This is a genomic window from uncultured Flavonifractor sp., from assembly GCF_944383115.1.
Classification (GTDB): domain Bacteria; phylum Bacillota; class Clostridia; order Oscillospirales; family Oscillospiraceae; genus Flavonifractor.
In genome coordinates, this window is record NZ_CALWOJ010000004.1 from 23,097 (window position 1) to 38,885 (window position 15,789).

The following is a 15,789-nucleotide window of genomic DNA, read 5'->3' on the forward strand; positions in this document are numbered from 1 at the left end:
TGGAAGATAGTTTCCAAAATGCAACAGAGATATAGGGCAAATCCATCAAAAAAGTTGAAAAAGTTGGATGGGGAAAGTAGTCGAAATTGGAGGAAAGCTATGGTATAATAAATCCAATTGGTATATAAGATCTTCCGATGTACGCTCAAATTCCCGAAGGAGGAAGATGTCATGGATCAATATCTGTCCATTCGTGCAGTGCAGGCGATACTGCGGAATGTGATTCCCCAGGTGGAACAACCGGAACTGGCTGCTCAGTTGAGGGAAGTGGATGCCCGCTTGGAGACCTTTCACGACCGGGGCATTGATTTCAAAGAGGTGGTGGACAATCTGGACGACAGCGTCCTGATTACCGATGCCGACGGCCTGGTGCTGTACATCAACCCTGCCTATACGCGCAATACCGGCATCACGGAGGGGGATATCCTGAACCGTGATATCCACAGTGTGATCGGCGAGGATAAACTGTTTACCGGTGGCGCGGTTACCAGCGTGCTGGAGAGTAAAAAAAGCGCCTTCCGCCTCTCTACAACCTATAAGACGGAGGAGCCGTTGGTAGGCTATGTAGTGGGAACACCCATTCTCAAGCAGGATGGCAGTCTGCGGCAGGTGATTGCATGCAGCCGTCCCATTGTGACCCTGAACTCACTCCAGGAGGACTTTGAGGCTTTCGTCAAGGAGGTCAACGCCATTCGCCCCGGTTACATCAGCAAAGACTCGGATAAGCACTTGTCGGAGGGAATGGTGGGAAAATACGGCTCCCTGGAGAAGATCAGCACCCTCATCGACCATGTGGCGCCCACCGACGCTTCCGTATTGATTACCGGCGAATCAGGCGTGGGCAAAGAGGTGGTGGCGGATGAGATCTATCGCCGCAGCCTGAGACGGGACAAGCCTTACGTCAAGATCAACTGTGCCTCCATTCCGGGGCATCTGTTGGAGTCGGAGCTGTTTGGCTACGAGAAAGGCGCCTTTACCGGCGCCAATGCCAAGGGCAAGATCGGCCTGTTTGAGTACGCAAACCACGGCACGCTGATGCTGGATGAGATCGGGGATATGCCGATGGATCTCCAGGTAAAGCTGCTGCGGGCCATCCAGTCCCAGGAGATTACCCGGATCGGCGGGACCAAGCCCATTAAGCTGGATATCCGCTTCCTGGCTCTTACCAATGCGGATTTGAAGAAAAAAGTGGCGGAAGGGGCGTTCCGCCAGGATCTGTATTACCGCCTCAACGTGATCCCCATGTCGGTGCCTCCGCTGCGGCAGCGGCTGGAGGACTTTGAGGCGCTGTGCGACCATTTTATTGAGCGATTCACCAAGAAGTATAATCGTACCTTTGGCCTTACGGATTGGCAGATCGCATATATGAAGCGGTATCCGTGGCCGGGGAATATCCGGGAGCTGGAAAATGTGATGGAATACCTCATTCTGTGCAGTTCCGGCATCGGGCGCATTGCGGACGACGTGCTGCGAGGGCTGTTGAACGTGCCGGAAGAGACGCCGGTCTCCCAACTGCCTGCGGAGGAACCCTGTCAGATGGAGACCCTCGGGGAGGCGGCGCCGGAACCGCCGGCGGAGGAACTGGATTTCAATACGGCGGTAGCCGACTTTGAAAAACGCCTGCTGGAGCAGGTGCTGAGCGAGTCGTCCAATCTGCGGGAGGCAAGCCGGAAGCTGAACATCAACGCATCCACCATCAGCAGGAAGATCAAACAGTATCAGATTGAGTATGAGAATCGGAGGAGTTGACCCATGCCTGCGGGGCAGATGGAGAGGACAGAGCTTTCCCCATGAAACGCCGGCGGCCGCCGAACATCAAGTTCGACGGCCGCCGGCGCTTTTTAGAGAGAGGGTTGGGTTGGGGGGAGAAGGCTGAAAAATAAGAGAGGCGGTGCGCCTGCTTTTTCAACCGCAGGCCAATTGTAACCAGCTGAGTACGTCCTCATACCGCATGGGCCGGAAATTTCCGCCCAACGCGCCGGAACCGCCGGGCAGGGCCCGTTGCGCCAAACGTTCCACCGATACCTCGCCCAGACCGGCCTCCCGCAGAGTGACGGGCAGACCCGCGGAGCAGAGGAAGTCCTGAAAGGCCGAGATGCCGTTTTGGGCTGTCTGGATCTGGCTGGGGGAGGGCGGGATCTGCCATACCAGCGCGGAGAAATCGGCGATGGCCTCCGGCTCGTCGGTAAGCATGAATTTGCACCAGGCGGCCATCAGAATGCCCAGCGCCATGCCGTGCGGCAGTCCCAGTTCGGTGGTCAGGACATGGGAGAGCGCGTGACAGGCAAAGTCGCCTTCAAAGCCCAGCATGTCGCTGTGGGCCACGGCGGCGGCCCACATCAGCTGGCTGCGTGCGTCATAACAGTCCGGGTGGTCCAGGGTCCTGGGCAGTTCCTGTATCACAGTGCGCATGACGGCGGCGCACATCTGGTTGCGCAGGGCGCCCTGCTGGGTTTTGTGAAAATAGCGTTCAAAGGCGTGGGAGAAGAGATCCACCGCGCAGCAGGCGGTCTGCCTGGGCGGCAGGGAGAAGGTCAGCGTCGGGTCCATCAGCGCAAAACGGGGGCGGGTGAGTGGTTCCTCCAGAGCGGCCTTTTTGTGCTGCTGGTTGTGACAGAGGACCGAGATGCAGTTGACCTCGCTGGCGGTGGCGGCGGTGGTGGGGATGGCGCCGATGGGCAGGGCGGAGCGTACTTTGGATTTACCTGAGTACAGATCCCACAGCGGGCCGCTGTACCGCCTGCCTACGCTGACGGCCTTGGCGGTGTCGATCACGCTGCCGCCGCCCAGGGCCAGGAGCAGAGAGATCTTCCTTTCCCGGGCCAGGCGACGGCCTTCCTCCGCTTTGGAGAGCAGCGCGTTTTCCTGGATACCGCCAAAGGGCGTCACAGTCAGGCCGTGGCGTTCCAGATCGGCCACGATCCGGTCCAGCAGGCCGTTGCGGCAGACCCGCTGACTGCCATAGAGGATCATGACGTTGGGGCCGTATCTGCGGGAGAATTCCCCCGCCCGGTTTTCTGCGTCCCGGCCGAAGACCACCTGGGTGGGAAAGGAAAAGGTGAAGTCTTTCATGGGCGCTGCCCGGGTCAGACTCGTTCGATGAGGACCGCGGTGCCCATGCCGCCCCCGGCGCAGAGGGTGGCCAGGCCATAACGGCCGCCCCTGCGTTTGAGTTCGTAGAGCAGCGTCACCACCAGCCGGCTGCCGGTGGCGCCTACAGGGTGGCCCAGAGAGATGCCGCCGCCGTTGACGTTGAGCTTGTCCTCGTCGATCCCCAGGGTGCGCTGGCAGGCCACACACTGGGCGGCAAAGGCCTCGTTGATTTCGAAGAGGTCGATGTCGCCTACGGTGAGGTCGGCTTTCTCCAGGGTTTTCTGGGCGGCGCTGATGGGGCCGATGCCCATCAGGTCGGGGGAGACGCCGGTGGTGGCGGTGGCCACCACCCGGGCCAGGATGGGCAGACCCAGGCTGCGGGCGTAGTCCTCGTCCATCAGCAGTACGCCGGAGGCGGCGTCATTCATGCCGGAGGAGTTGCCGGCGGTGACCCGGCCGTCGGCCTTGAAGGTGGGCTTCAGTTTAGCCAGCTTCTCCAGGGTGGTGTCCCGGCGCACATGCTCGTCGGTGGTCACTACCACGTCACCCTTCTTGCCGTGAACGGTGATGGGGATGATCTCCTCTTCAAACTTGCCCCCGTCAATGGCGGCGGCTGCCCTCTGCTGGGAGCGGAGGGCGTAGTTGTCCATGTCCTCCCGGGTAACGCCGTAGGCGTCGGCCACATTCTCGGCGGTAATGCCCATGGCGGGCCCCACGCCCAGGTTGGTGAGGGAGTCCCACATGGAGTCCCGCAGTTCCATATGGCCGTATTTCTTGCCGTAGCGGGCGTCAAAGACCATGAAGGGGGCGGCGCTCATACAGTCGGCCCCGCCGGCCATGATGCACTTGGCCTCCCCGGCCATGATCTGATAAAAGCCCAGCTGGATGGAGGACATGGAGGAGGTGCAGTTGCGGTGAATGGTAATGCCGGGTACCGTGTCGGGCAGACCGGCCTTGACGGCGGCTACCCGGGCCAGATTGTTCTCCAGATAGGTGCGCTGGTAGTTGCAGCCCCAGATCACGTCGTCAATCTGCGCGGGATCTGCGCCGGAACGCTGGACCAGAGCCTGCATCACCGGAATGGACAGGTCCAGGGCCGTAAGGGTTTTGAACTGGCCGCCGATGGTGCCGATGGGGGTGCGGCAGGCGGCAATGATTGCAACATGTTTCATAATGAGACTCCTCTCTGAGTGGTGAAATTGGTTCTGAAAGACACATATGCAATCGGTGTGCCAAAAAATATGCCATGGAATGCCGGGCTGGGATGCCGGAAGCTGCAATTTTGCAACAGATGGAAGGGGGAAATGGGCAGGCTCTGTTTCCGGATTGCAACGCAAGCTTCGAAAGGGGAGAAAACCACCGCAAAATCGGGAGACAGATTTGGCATGGAATTTGCAAGTTAAATTCTGTGGTACAAGGCCCCCGATTTTGCAAACGGGCCTCAGCTTTGAAGGAGGAACGGAACATGAGTCAGGAAAAGACCATTATTACGGTAGCCACCACCGGCGCGTGGCCCAAGAAAGAAAATAACCCCAACGTCCCCATGACCCCCGCCGAGATCGCCGAGGATATCTACGCCTGTTGGAAGGCGGGCGCGGCCATTGCCCATATGCACATGCGGGACGATGAGGGCAACGGCACAATGGATAAGGATAAATTCCGCCAGACGGTGGAACTGCTGCGGGGTAACCACCCTGACTGCGACATTATTTTAAATATGACCACTTCGGGCGCCGCCTTTTTCCCCAATGAGGAATGCCGCTACGAGCATATCGTGGAGTTGCATCCGGAAATGGCGTCCTACGACTGCGGCTCCATGAACTGGATGCACTCCGGCCTCTTTCTCAATCCACCGGCCTTTTTGGAGAAGCTGGGCAAGATCATGCAGGACAACCACATCAAGCCGGAGATCGAGGCCTTTGATCCCGGCATGATCGCCAACGCCCAATACTACTTAAAAAAAGGCGTGCTGAAAGCGCCCCTGCATTTCCAGTTCTGCATGGGCTGCGCCAACGGCATTCCGGGTACCATGAAAAACCTGATCTTTATGAAGGAAACGATGGAGTCTCTGTGCCCCGGCTCCACCTGGAGCTGTTTCGGCGTGGGCCACTCCGCCATGACTATGCTGTACGGCGCGGTGGCTCTGGGCGGACATATCCGGGTGGGTATGGAGGACAATGTGATGTACGCCAAGGGCGTGCTGGCAGAGAGCAATGTGCAGTTCGTGGAACGGGCCCGCCGGGTCATTGAGGAGTTCGGCAAGAAGGCGGCCATCCCCGACGAGGCCCGTGAGATCCTGGGCCTGAAGTAAGAGAAAGGAAGGGAACAACATGGCACTGATGACAGGGGAACAGTACATTGAGAGCATACGGAAGATGAAGATGCAGGTCTATATGTTCGGCAAGAAGGTGGAAAGCCCTGTGGACGATCCCATCCTCCGCCCCTCGCTGAACAGCGTGCGCATGACCTACGACCTGGCCCAGAAGCCGGAGTACCAGGATCTGATGACCGCCACCTCCAACCTGACCGGCCAGCGGGTCAACCGCTTCACCCACATCCACCAGTCCGCTCAGGACCTGGTGAAGAAGGTGAAGATGCAGCGGCTGCTGGGCCAGCAGACCGCCGCCTGCTTCCAGCGGTGCGTGGGCATGGACGCCTTCAACGCGGTGTACTCCACCACCTATGAGATCGACCAGAAGTATGGCACAAGCTACCACGAGAACTTTAAGAAGTTTGCCGCCTACGTCCAGGAGAATGACCTGACGGTGGACGGGGCCATGACCGACCCCAAGGGGGACCGGTCCAAGGCGCCCCATGAACAGGAGGATCCCGATCTGTTCCTGCGGGTGGTGGAGCGCCGCTCCGACGGCATTGTGGTGCGTGGCGCCAAGGCTCACCAGACCGGCGCGCTGAACAGCCATGAGATCATCATCATGCCCACCATCTCCATGGGACCGGAGGACAAGGACTACGCCGTGTCTTTCGCCGTGCCCATGGACGCCGAGGGTATCTTCATGATCATCGGCCGGCAGAGCTGCGATACCCGGAAGCTGGAGGGCAGCGAGCTGGACGTGGGCAACGCCGAGTTTGGCGGCGTGGAGGCCCTGGTGGTGTTCGACGACGTGTTTGTGCCCAACGACCGTATCTTCATGTGCGGTGAGACCGAGTTCGCCGGTATGCTGGTGGAGCGGTTTGCCGGCTATCACCGCCAGAGCTACGGCGGGTGCAAGGTAGGCGTGGGCGATGTGCTGATCGGCGCGGCGGCGGTAGCCGCCGACTACAACGGCTGCGCCAAGGCCTCCCACATCAAGGACAAGCTCATTGAGATGACCCACCTGAACGAGACGCTGTATTGCTGCGGCATCGCCTGCTCCGCCGAGGGCCATGCCACCGCCAGCGGCAACTATATCATCGATCTGCTGCTGGCCAACGTGTGCAAGCAGAACGTGACCCGGTTCCCCTATGAGATTGCCCGGCTGGCCGAGGATATTGCCGGCGGCGTGGTGGTCACCGCCCCCGCTGAGGCGGATCTGCGGGATCCCAAGCTGGGGCCCTATGTGGAGAAATACTTCAAGGCGGCCCCCGGGGTGTCGGTGGAGAACCGCTTCCGCATCCTGCGCCTCATTGAGAACCTGACCCTGGGCACTGCTGCGGTGGGCTACCGCACCGAGTCCCTCCACGGCGCCGGTTCTCCCCAGGCCCAGCGCATCATGATCGCCCGCCAGGGCAATCTGCCCATGAAGAAAGAATTGGCCAAGAAGATCGCCCATGTGAAGGAGTGACCAATATGACCCAGTGCAGCAGCGTACCGCTGGAACAGATTGAAGAGGTGCTTGACCGGGAGGTGCGTCCCAAGTTGGCCCTTCACGGCGGGAACATCCGCAGCCTGGACTGCCGGGACGGCCTGTACCGCTTCCAGCTGACCGGTCAATGCGCCGGCTGCCCCTCCGCTATGTTGACCACGGAGAGTTTGATCCGCACCACCCTGTTAGAAGCATTGCCCCAGCTGAAAAATGTGGTGCTGGTGCGCGGCGTGAATCAGGAACTGCTGGATCAGGCAAAAGCCATCCTGCGGGGTGAGCGCCCATGCGGATAGGCGTCAAGTATTGCGGAGGCTGCAACCCGCGCTATGATCGGACTGCTCTGGTGGCCCGGCTGAAACAGAAACGGCCGGACGACTGGGTGGAACCGGCAAGCCCCGGCGTTTGCTATGATGAACTCTGGGTGGCATGCGGCTGCCCGGTACAATGCGCCGATCTGGAAGGACTGGAAGGGCGCACCGTGCTGCGCCTGTGGGAGCTGTGTTGCGATTCTGCAAAATGTTGCGAAAATTAGGAAGGATTATTTCCATCCTGCAACAGAAATCACTGGGACCTGGCCTGCGACAAAGCAACAAACGGGCCTGTGGCCTTGAAAAAGAAAGAATAGAAAGGCAATATCCAAATTTGGCACGATACTTGCTCTTTTTACAGGGCAAGAGAATTCTTCTGCAGAGGGATTTCAAATCAGAGAAAAAGGAGAGATCATTTATGAGCAAGACCGTACTGGTAGACCTGTCTCATCCCTTTGGCCGCGGCAATCCCCTGTGGCCCTCCAACGGAGACTTCCATATCGACCGCGTGCAGCACATGCCCATGCACTACCGCCTGCTGCAGACCTTTAACGACTTCCATATGCACAACTCCACCCACGCCGACTCCCCGTCCCATGTGATTCCCGAAGGGGCCTTCACCCATGAGCTGCCCCTGGAGAACTACTACGGCCCCGCCGTGTGTCTGGACATCCCCAAGAAGCACTGGGAACTGATTACGGTGGAGGACATTGAGAAGGCGGCCGCCAAGGTGGAAGGCGGCATCCAGGAAGGGGACTGGGTCCTGATCTGCACCGGCATGAACAAGCGCTGGGGCGAGAACGACGACTACTTCATGTACTCTCCCGGCATGTCCATTGAGGGCGCCCACTGGCTGGTGGATCACAAGGTGAAGGGCGTTGGTTTCGACCTGCAGGCCCTGGACCACATTCTGTACACCTACGCGGCCCAGCACGGCCCCGGGCCCTATGTACCCCGGATCGTGGACGAGTACAAGAAGGAGTTCGGCCACGAGCCTCTGGAGGACTTCCCGGAGTGGGAGCCCGTCCACACCATCCTGCTGAGCAACAACGTGATGGGCATTGAGAACCTGGGCGGCGACATTGAGAAGGTGAAGGGCCAGCGGTTCACGTTCTGCGCCTTCCCGCTGCGCTGGTACATGGGCGACGGCACCATCGTCCGGGCCGTGGCCATGATCGACGAGGACAAGATCAACAAGGACGTGCCCGACCGCGTCTACAAGTACGGCGTGTATTGATCCACCCGTTCCGGTGTAAACCCAAAATAAATTGGGAGGGATACCTGTACCATGAAGAAAAGAATTGCCTGTTCTGTGTTGAGCGCGCTGCTTTTGGGCCTGACGCTGAGCGCGTGCGGGGAGACCGGCGGAGTGACCGGCGAGATCCATGAATCCGGCTATCCGAAGATGGAACTGATCGTTTCCGCCATTGACTCCCATGACAAGACCTCCGCTCATGAGATTGAGATCTTTACCGAATTGGTCACAGAGCGTTCTGGAGGCGCCATTACCTTCAAGGTGTTTTACGACAACCTGCTGGGAAAGGCTACCGACAATCTGAACACCCTGAGTTCCGGCATTGCCGACCTGGGCACCGTCTGTACGCTGTATACGCCCAGTAACCTGCCTCTGTCCCAGATCACCTACTGCATCCCCTTTGCGCCCAGTGATCCTACCCTGGCCGCCGAGCTGATGTACAAGGTGTCGGAGGAGTACCCGGAGTTTTATGAGGAATATGAGAAAAACAACGTGGTCTGCCTGGGCTGGAAGGGCAACGAGCCCTATAAGCTGTACTCCAAGGCGCCCATTACGGAACTGTCTCAGATGTCCGGAATGAAGCTGACTCTGGGCGGCGTGTATTATATCCCCTGGTTCCAGTCCATCAATGCCGTGCCGGTGAATGCGCCTGCCGCCGACCTGTATCAGACCATCAAGACCGGCGTAGCCTCCGGCTCCTTCGTGTACGACAGTATCTACTGTAACTACAAGCTCTACGAAGTGGAGGACTACTGCCTGGAGGTGGGCCTGGGCGCCCGCAACAACAACGTCCTCTGCTTCAACAAGAATATGTGGGATTCCTTTGACGAGAAGACCCAGCAGCTGTTCCAGGAGTGCGCCGACGAAGCTATGGCCCAGTTCCAGGAGTGGCAGCAGAGCGAGATGGACGGCTGGGAGCAGGAGATGCTGGACAACGGCGTCACCTTCAATACGCTCTCGGATGAAGCCAAGGAGGAGTGGGCTGCAACGGCCCTGGCTTACCAGGATACCCTTCAGATGTGGATCGACGATGTTACCGCACTGGGGTATGACGGCGCGGGTATCATGTCTGCCTATCTGAAAGCCGGTGAGGAACTGGGGTACGAATGGCACTTTGATACGACTCCCTATATTCAATAATACGCTTCCCATCTGACCGCTTGAAATGCGGCTGCGGAAAGAAGCTGAATTGAGGAGGAACAGTATGTCAAAATCTACAAAGATAGCGGCTTTTTATGAGAAGCCGGAACTTTTAATGAAATTTTTTGGCTGGGTCTCCGCCGGCGTGATGCTCTTTAACATGGTGCTGATCTGCTGCGACGTATTTATGCGCTATGTGTTCAACTCCCCCATTCAGGGCGCCACGGAGATCGTGACCATGCTGATGGCGTGGGTGGCTTACGCCGGCATGGCGTATACCCTGCTGAAGGGCCAGCACATGCAGCTGGGCGCTATCTATGACAAGCTGCAAGGCCGCACCAAGCATGTGATCAGCTTTGTGATCTATCTGCTGGCCACCATCCTGTTTGTTGTGATGATCAAGGCCTCCTGGGATCAGTTCTGGGCGTCCTGGCTGATCAAGGAAAAATCTGTGGCTGCCGTTACGGTGTATGTATTTATCGGAAAGTTTGGCGCTTTCCTGGGCTGGCTGCTTCTCGCCATCCAGGGTGCCTTTATGACGGTGTACTGCGCAGTCGGCATCGCCATGCCCAACCGTGTGGACCATATCCTGATCAACTCCGAGCTTCCCACCGAGGCGGAACTGAGCGCCTTCAGCGGGGAAGATGAGAAGAAGAAAAAGGAGGGTGGCAACTGATGGAAGGCGGAATCATTTTAGCACTGGTCGGTATCGTTGCCTTGATTATTCTGGTGCTGATGGGCGTACATATTGCAGTTGCCCTGGGTACCGTCGGATTCTTCGGCCTGGTAGCCTGCCTGAATTTCCCCAAGGCGGTGGCAATGGTAGGCATCCAGGCGTACAGCAACATCGCCACCTTCGATTACGCGGTCATCCCGCTGTTTATCCTGATGGGAATGTTGGCCACGGGAATCGGAATCAGTACGGAATGCTATGATACGCTGGCCAAGTGGCTGGGCCGTATCCCCGGTGGCCTGGGCGTGGCGACCACGCTGGGCTGTACCGCATTCGGTACCCTGAACGGCTCCGCGCTGGTGACCGGCTCCGTGTTTGCCAAGATCGCTGCCCCGGAAATGCGCCGGTACGGTTATGACACCAACCTGACTTACGGCATGATCGCCGCGTCGGGCAACATCGGACAGTTCATTCCCCCCAGCATCCTCATTGTTATCTTCGGCGCGCTGTCCGGCGACTCCATCGGCCGCCTGCTGATGGCGGCTATTGCCCCCGGCCTGGCTCTGGCCATCGGTTTCTCCCTGTTTACCGTAATTACCGCCATTGTAAAACCCAATCTCTTCCCCCGTGTAGAGCAGCACTTTACCTGGCATGAGAAACTGGTCTCCCTGAAGAACCTGATTCCCATCGCCATTGTGGCCGTAGTCATCATCGGCGGCATCTTCTTCGGTATCTGCAGCTCTGCCGAGGCCGGCGCCATCGGCTGCCTGGTGTTCTTCATCATGGGCTTCATCAAGCGCACCCCCTTCAAGAAGATCTGGGGCGCCATCATGGAGACGGTGGAGAACATGACCATGCTGTTCCTGATCCTGGCCTGCTCCGGTATGTTTGCCAAGTTCATGACGGTGTCCGGCCTGGCCCAGGCGCTGACCAATATGGTAACCGAGGCTCAGCTCAGCCCCGTGGTATTCATGATCGCCGCTGTGGTGGTGTTCCTGATCCTGGGCTGCTTCCTGGACGCCTACTCCAGCATCGCCCTTACCATCCCCGTGTTCTATCCCGCCGCTGTTGCTCTGGGCATTGACCCCATGCAGTTCGACCTGGTGGCCATCCTTGCCCTCCACATGGGCGGCCTGACTCCTCCCGTGGGCCTGTGCGTCTACTCCGTCAAGGCGGTGGCGCCCAAAAATGTGGATGTCATGGGTATCTTCAAGGGTTCCATGCCATATCTGGCAGTTATGATCCTGATCACATTGCTCTTCATCTTTATTCCCGGCCTGTCTACCTTTATCCCCAACGCCATGTTCTCGTAAGACAGCCGGTATGACCCAATCAGAAAGGAGCCTTTTTCCATGAGCAAGACCGTACTGGTAGACCTGTCCCATCCCTTTGGCCGCGGCAATCCCCTGTGGCCCTCCAACGGAGACTTCCATATCGACCGCGTGCAGCACATGCCCATGCACTACCGCCTGCTGCAGACCTTTAACGACTTCCATATGCACAACTCCACCCACGCCGACTCCCCGTCCCATGTGATTCCCGAAGGGGCCTTCACCCATGAGCTGCCCCTGGAGAACTACTACGGCCCCGCCGTGTGTCTGGACATCCCCAAGAAGCACTGGGAACTGATTACGGTGGAGGACATTGAGAAGGCGGCCGCCAAGGTGGAAGGCGGCATCCAGGAAGGGGACTGGGTCCTGATCTGCACCGGCATGAACAAGCGCTGGGGCGAGAACGACGACTACTTCATGTACTCTCCCGGCATGTCCATTGAGGGCGCCCACTGGCTGGTGGATCACAAGGTGAAGGGCGTTGGTTTCGACCTGCAGGCCCTGGACCACATTCTGTACACCTACGCGGCCCAGCACGGCCCCGGGCCCTATGTACCCCGGATCGTGGACGAGTACAAGAAGGAGTTCGGCCACGAGCCTCTGGAGGACTTCCCGGAGTGGGAGCCCGTCCACACCATCCTGCTGAGCAACAACGTGATGGGCATTGAGAACCTGGGCGGCGACATTGAGAAGGTGAAGGGCCAGCGGTTCACGTTCTGCGCCTTCCCGCTGCGCTGGTACATGGGCGACGGCACCATCGTCCGGGCCGTGGCCATGATCGACGAGGACAAGATCAACAAGGACGTGCCCGACCGCGTCTACAAGTACGGCGTGTATTGATCGCCGAGAACGGAACCTGTAAGAGGCAAAGCCCCCCTGATGGATTCATCAGGGGGGCTTTCTATCCTGCTTACCGACATTAAGATGCCCCGGATCGACGGTCTGGAGCTGCTTCAGGAACTTTCAGAGCGGGGCGTGTCACCCACCACCATTATTTTCAGCGGCTTTTCCGATTTCCACTATGCCCAGCGGGCGATCCGCTACGGGGTGCTGAACTATCTGCTCAAGCCCATCCGTATGGGGGAACTGACCGAGACCCTGCGCCGGGCGGCGGACAGCCTGCGCCAGGAGCGGGGGCCGGAACCTCTGGACGCCGAGGAATACGCCCGGTTCCGGACGGAGTGCAGCGCCGAGGCGGAGGAGCTGACCCGGGAACTGGCCCGGCAGATCTGTCGGGGGGACAGCGGCGCGGTACAAAAACTGTGCGGGGAAATCCAGGCGTTTTTCCAGCAGCGGGGATACAGCGCGGCGGTATTCCGGAAGTTTGCCTTCCAGTGCGTCTATACCCTTGTGGGAGAGGTCAACCAGTTTACCGGGGCGGAGACCGCTCTGCTGGAGGATACGGACCGGCTGGCGCTGCTGTCGGTGGCCAGGACCATCCAGGACGCGTCGGCCCTGCTCACCGCCTGCGCCGATGATCTGTGCGCCTATGTCTATGAGCTGCGCCGATCAGGGAAACGCCGTATCATTGGGGATGTACTGACCATCCTGCAGCACCGCTATGCCGATGAAAATCTCAGCCTGAACACGCTGGCCGATCAGTTGGGCGTGACCCCCAACTACCTCAGCGCCCTCTTCCGCCGGGAGATGGGACAGACCTTTTCCACCTACCTGGAAAACTTCCGGATCGAGCGGGCCAAGGAACTGCTGCGGGACGTGCGCCATAAGGTCTATGAGGTGGCCTCGGCGGTGGGCTATGGAGACGCCAGGCACTTTGGCAAGGTGTTTAAGGCCCATACGGGCCGGACGCCGCTGGAGTTCCGGAACATGGTGCCGGAGCATGAGGGGTGAGCGCGGAGGCCCGGCTTTGCACAGCGTGTAAAGCCGGGCCTCTGTTTGTTTGAGAACGCAAGAGTGTAGTTTTTGACCATAAATCGTAGGGCCGACACGTTTTATCTTGTCGATTTTTGCCCTATACTGAGTGCAGCGAAACACAAAAGCCAACAAACGTGAAGGAGGCGGTAAAATGAAACGGTTTCTTGCGCTTATCCTGACCCTTAGCATGGTACTTCTCTGTGTTGCCGGTTGCTCCAATCAGTCCGGCGGGAACGACGATCCTGCCGGGAGCCAGGGCAGCGAAACTCCCGTGACGGAAAACAAGGATCCCATCCGCATCGGACTGTCCACCCCCATCACCGGCAGCCAGGCGGAGAACGGCGTGGGTACCCAGGCCGCTGTTGAGATCGCAGTGGAAGAGATCAACGCCGCCGGCGGTATCAACGGCCGTCCGGTGGAGCTGGTGATCCAGGACAGCAAGAGCGACCCCACCCAGGCCGCCCAGATCGCCACCATGTTCACCGAGGATGAGACCATTCTGGCCGAGATCGGCGACTTCGCCAGCGGCGCCTGCATGGCGGCTGCCCCCATCTACGAGGAGGCCGGTATGGTCCAGCTTTCGCCCACCGCGTCCAACCCCGACTACACCCTGCTGGGCGAGTATATGTTCTCCATCTTCGGCAAGACCACCGACGAGGGCAAGTTCATTGCCGACTATCTGCTCAAAAAGTATCTGAAAGCTGAAAATGTGGCTGTGATCTATGTCAACAGCGACTGGGGCGTAGAGGCTTACGACATCCTCTCCGGCTACTGCGAGGAGAACGGCGTGAACATCGTGGCCAGCGAGACCTTCTTTGAAGGGGAGAAGGACTTCAACGCCATCCTCACCAAGGTCCGCCAGACCAATCCCGACACCGTGATGCTCATGATGAGCTATGACAGCGGCGCCGTGGCCATCAAGCAGATCCGTCAGATGGACTGGGACGTGCAGGTAGCCATTTCCGGCCTGGCCTACTCCGAGCAGCTCATTACCCTGGCCGGCGAGGACTGCGAAGGCGTATACAGCGAGATTGGCTTTGTGATCGACGACAGCAATCCTGAGATCATGGAATTTGCCACCGAGTTTGAAAGCCGCACCGGCTTTGCCCCCAATATGATGATGACCTGTGCCTATGACGCTATGAATATGCTGGCCAAGGCCATTGAGAACTGCGGCGACAATGTGACCCGCGCCGCCATCCGGGACCAGCTGTTCGAGCTGGAAGGGTTCGAGGGGCTGACCGGTCCCAAGGTCTTCAACGAGGATCGCACCATCACGCAGCGTAACTTCAAGATCGTCACCATTGAGAACGGCGCCTGGAAGACGCTTACCGATTCCGATTATATCGACTGATTTTCATAAGGCTCGAAGGGGCAAGGCGGTGACCGCACTGCCTTGCCCTTTTTGACCCTTTTTCAGCCTACTTTACGCAAAGGAGTGACGAAATTGATCCTGGAGCAGCTTATGAACGGCCTGGGCCAGGGCGCCATCTATGCCCTGATGTCCATTGGTTACGCCCTGATCTTCGGTGTGGTGGGCCTGGTCACCTTCGTACACGGCGACGTCATCATGCTGGGTGCCTTTACCGCTTACTACAGCTTTGTGCTTCTAGGCGGGAACCTGCTGCTGGCCATCCTGTTGGGCTTTGCGGTGAGCGGAGCGATGGGCTTTTTCATCCACCGTATCTGCTATAACCGCTTTTTCAACTCCCCCCGTCAGATCTCCCTGATCTGTACCATTGGTATGGGTATGTTCCTGCGCAATCTGGTTCAGGTGGTGGCAGGTACCGAGTCCAAACCCATTCCCAATCTGTTCGGCTCCGGTTCCGTTACCCTGGCCGGGCTGCGGATCACCTATATGCAGCTCTTCATTTTTGCTGTGGTGATGGCCCTGGTGCTGGTGCTGACCATCTTCCTCAACAAGACCAGGGTGGGCATGTCCCTTAAGTCGGTGTCAATGGACAAGACGGCCTCCGCCCTGGTGGGGATCGACACCAAGCGGACCACTACCGTGGGCAATATGATCGGCTGCGGCCTGGCCGGTGTGGCGGGCGTGCTGCTGGCCATGTATTACGGCACCATCACCCCCATGATGGGCGGGAATATCGGCATGAAGGCCTTCTGCTGCGCCGTGCTGGGCGGTGCGTCCAGCGTGGGCGGCGCGGCGGTAGGCGGACTGCTCATCGGCGTGTGTGAAAATCTGGGCATCATGGTTTTCTCCGCCGGCATGCGGGACACCGTATCTTTCCTGCTGCTTATCCTTATCCTCCTGGTGAAGCCGGAGGGCCTGTTTACAAGGAGGAGCCGTTGA

14 protein-coding genes are annotated in these 15,789 nt (G+C 58.8%); 12 read left to right on the forward strand and 2 right to left on the reverse strand.

Features of this window, described 5'->3' with window-relative positions:
- Positions 1-171: 171 nt before the first annotated feature.
- Positions 172-1,749 carry a sigma-54 interaction domain-containing protein gene (locus Q0K43_RS00945; protein ID WP_297288695.1) on the forward strand — a complete coding sequence of 526 codons (1,578 nt, stop codon included), beginning with the start codon at positions 172-174 and terminating at the stop codon, positions 1,747-1,749.
- A gap of 156 nt (positions 1,750-1,905) precedes the next feature.
- Here the strand turns inward: Q0K43_RS00945 and Q0K43_RS00950 are convergent, their stop codons facing one another.
- A complete protein-coding gene (locus tag Q0K43_RS00950) occupies positions 1,906-3,072 on the reverse strand; it encodes an iron-containing alcohol dehydrogenase (RefSeq protein WP_297288696.1) in 1,167 nt (388 codons plus the stop codon).
- A 14-nt stretch (positions 3,073-3,086) separates the two neighbouring features.
- Positions 3,087-4,265, reverse strand: coding sequence for a thiolase family protein (locus Q0K43_RS00955; RefSeq protein WP_297288697.1), 1,179 nt, complete (start codon positions 4,263-4,265; stop codon positions 3,087-3,089).
- Positions 4,266-4,558: 293 nt separating this feature from the next.
- Between Q0K43_RS00955 and Q0K43_RS00960 the strand changes: the two genes are divergently transcribed.
- The 11 genes from Q0K43_RS00960 to Q0K43_RS01010 all read left to right on the forward strand — a co-directional run bounded on the left by Q0K43_RS00960 (position 4,559) and on the right by Q0K43_RS01010 (position 15,789).
- Positions 4,559-5,404, forward strand: coding sequence for a 3-keto-5-aminohexanoate cleavage protein (locus tag Q0K43_RS00960; protein WP_297288698.1), 846 nt, complete (start codon positions 4,559-4,561; stop codon positions 5,402-5,404).
- Positions 5,405-5,423: 19 nt separating this feature from the next.
- Positions 5,424-6,875 carry a 4-hydroxyphenylacetate 3-hydroxylase family protein gene (locus tag Q0K43_RS00965; RefSeq protein ID WP_297288699.1) on the forward strand — a complete coding sequence of 484 codons (1,452 nt, stop codon included), beginning with the start codon at positions 5,424-5,426 and terminating at the stop codon, positions 6,873-6,875.
- A gap of 5 nt (positions 6,876-6,880) precedes the next feature.
- The gene (locus Q0K43_RS00970; protein WP_297288700.1) at positions 6,881-7,189 is read left to right on the forward strand and encodes a NifU family protein; all 309 of its coding nucleotides are present in this window, start codon (positions 6,881-6,883) and stop codon (positions 7,187-7,189) included.
- A gap of 433 nt (positions 7,190-7,622) precedes the next feature.
- The gene (locus Q0K43_RS00975; protein ID WP_087187165.1) at positions 7,623-8,441 is read left to right on the forward strand and encodes a cyclase family protein; all 819 of its coding nucleotides are present in this window, start codon (positions 7,623-7,625) and stop codon (positions 8,439-8,441) included.
- Between the two features lie 51 nt (positions 8,442-8,492).
- Complete coding sequence (locus tag Q0K43_RS00980; protein WP_297288701.1) at positions 8,493-9,599, forward strand: C4-dicarboxylate TRAP transporter substrate-binding protein; 1,107 nt, start codon at positions 8,493-8,495, stop codon at positions 9,597-9,599.
- A gap of 64 nt (positions 9,600-9,663) precedes the next feature.
- Entirely contained in the window at positions 9,664-10,275 is a 612-nt protein-coding gene (locus Q0K43_RS00985) for a TRAP transporter small permease subunit (RefSeq protein ID WP_297288702.1), read from the forward strand.
- Positions 10,275-11,585 (forward strand): TRAP transporter large permease, encoded by a 1,311-nt coding sequence (locus tag Q0K43_RS00990; RefSeq protein ID WP_297288703.1) that lies wholly within the window; start codon positions 10,275-10,277, stop codon positions 11,583-11,585. The genes Q0K43_RS00985 and Q0K43_RS00990 overlap by 1 nt, the downstream gene beginning before the upstream one ends.
- A gap of 39 nt (positions 11,586-11,624) precedes the next feature.
- Positions 11,625-12,443, forward strand: a complete 819-nt coding sequence (locus tag Q0K43_RS00995; protein WP_087187165.1) for a cyclase family protein — start codon at positions 11,625-11,627, stop codon at positions 12,441-12,443.
- Positions 12,444-12,482: 39 nt separating this feature from the next.
- Complete coding sequence (locus Q0K43_RS01000; RefSeq protein WP_297288704.1) at positions 12,483-13,454, forward strand: helix-turn-helix domain-containing protein; 972 nt, start codon at positions 12,483-12,485, stop codon at positions 13,452-13,454.
- Positions 13,455-13,629: 175 nt separating this feature from the next.
- The gene (locus tag Q0K43_RS01005) at positions 13,630-14,832 is read left to right on the forward strand and encodes an ABC transporter substrate-binding protein (protein ID WP_297288705.1); all 1,203 of its coding nucleotides are present in this window, start codon (positions 13,630-13,632) and stop codon (positions 14,830-14,832) included.
- 93 nt (positions 14,833-14,925) lie between these two features.
- On the forward strand, positions 14,926-15,789 hold the full coding sequence (locus Q0K43_RS01010; RefSeq protein ID WP_297288706.1) for a branched-chain amino acid ABC transporter permease: 864 nt from the start codon (positions 14,926-14,928) through the stop codon (positions 15,787-15,789).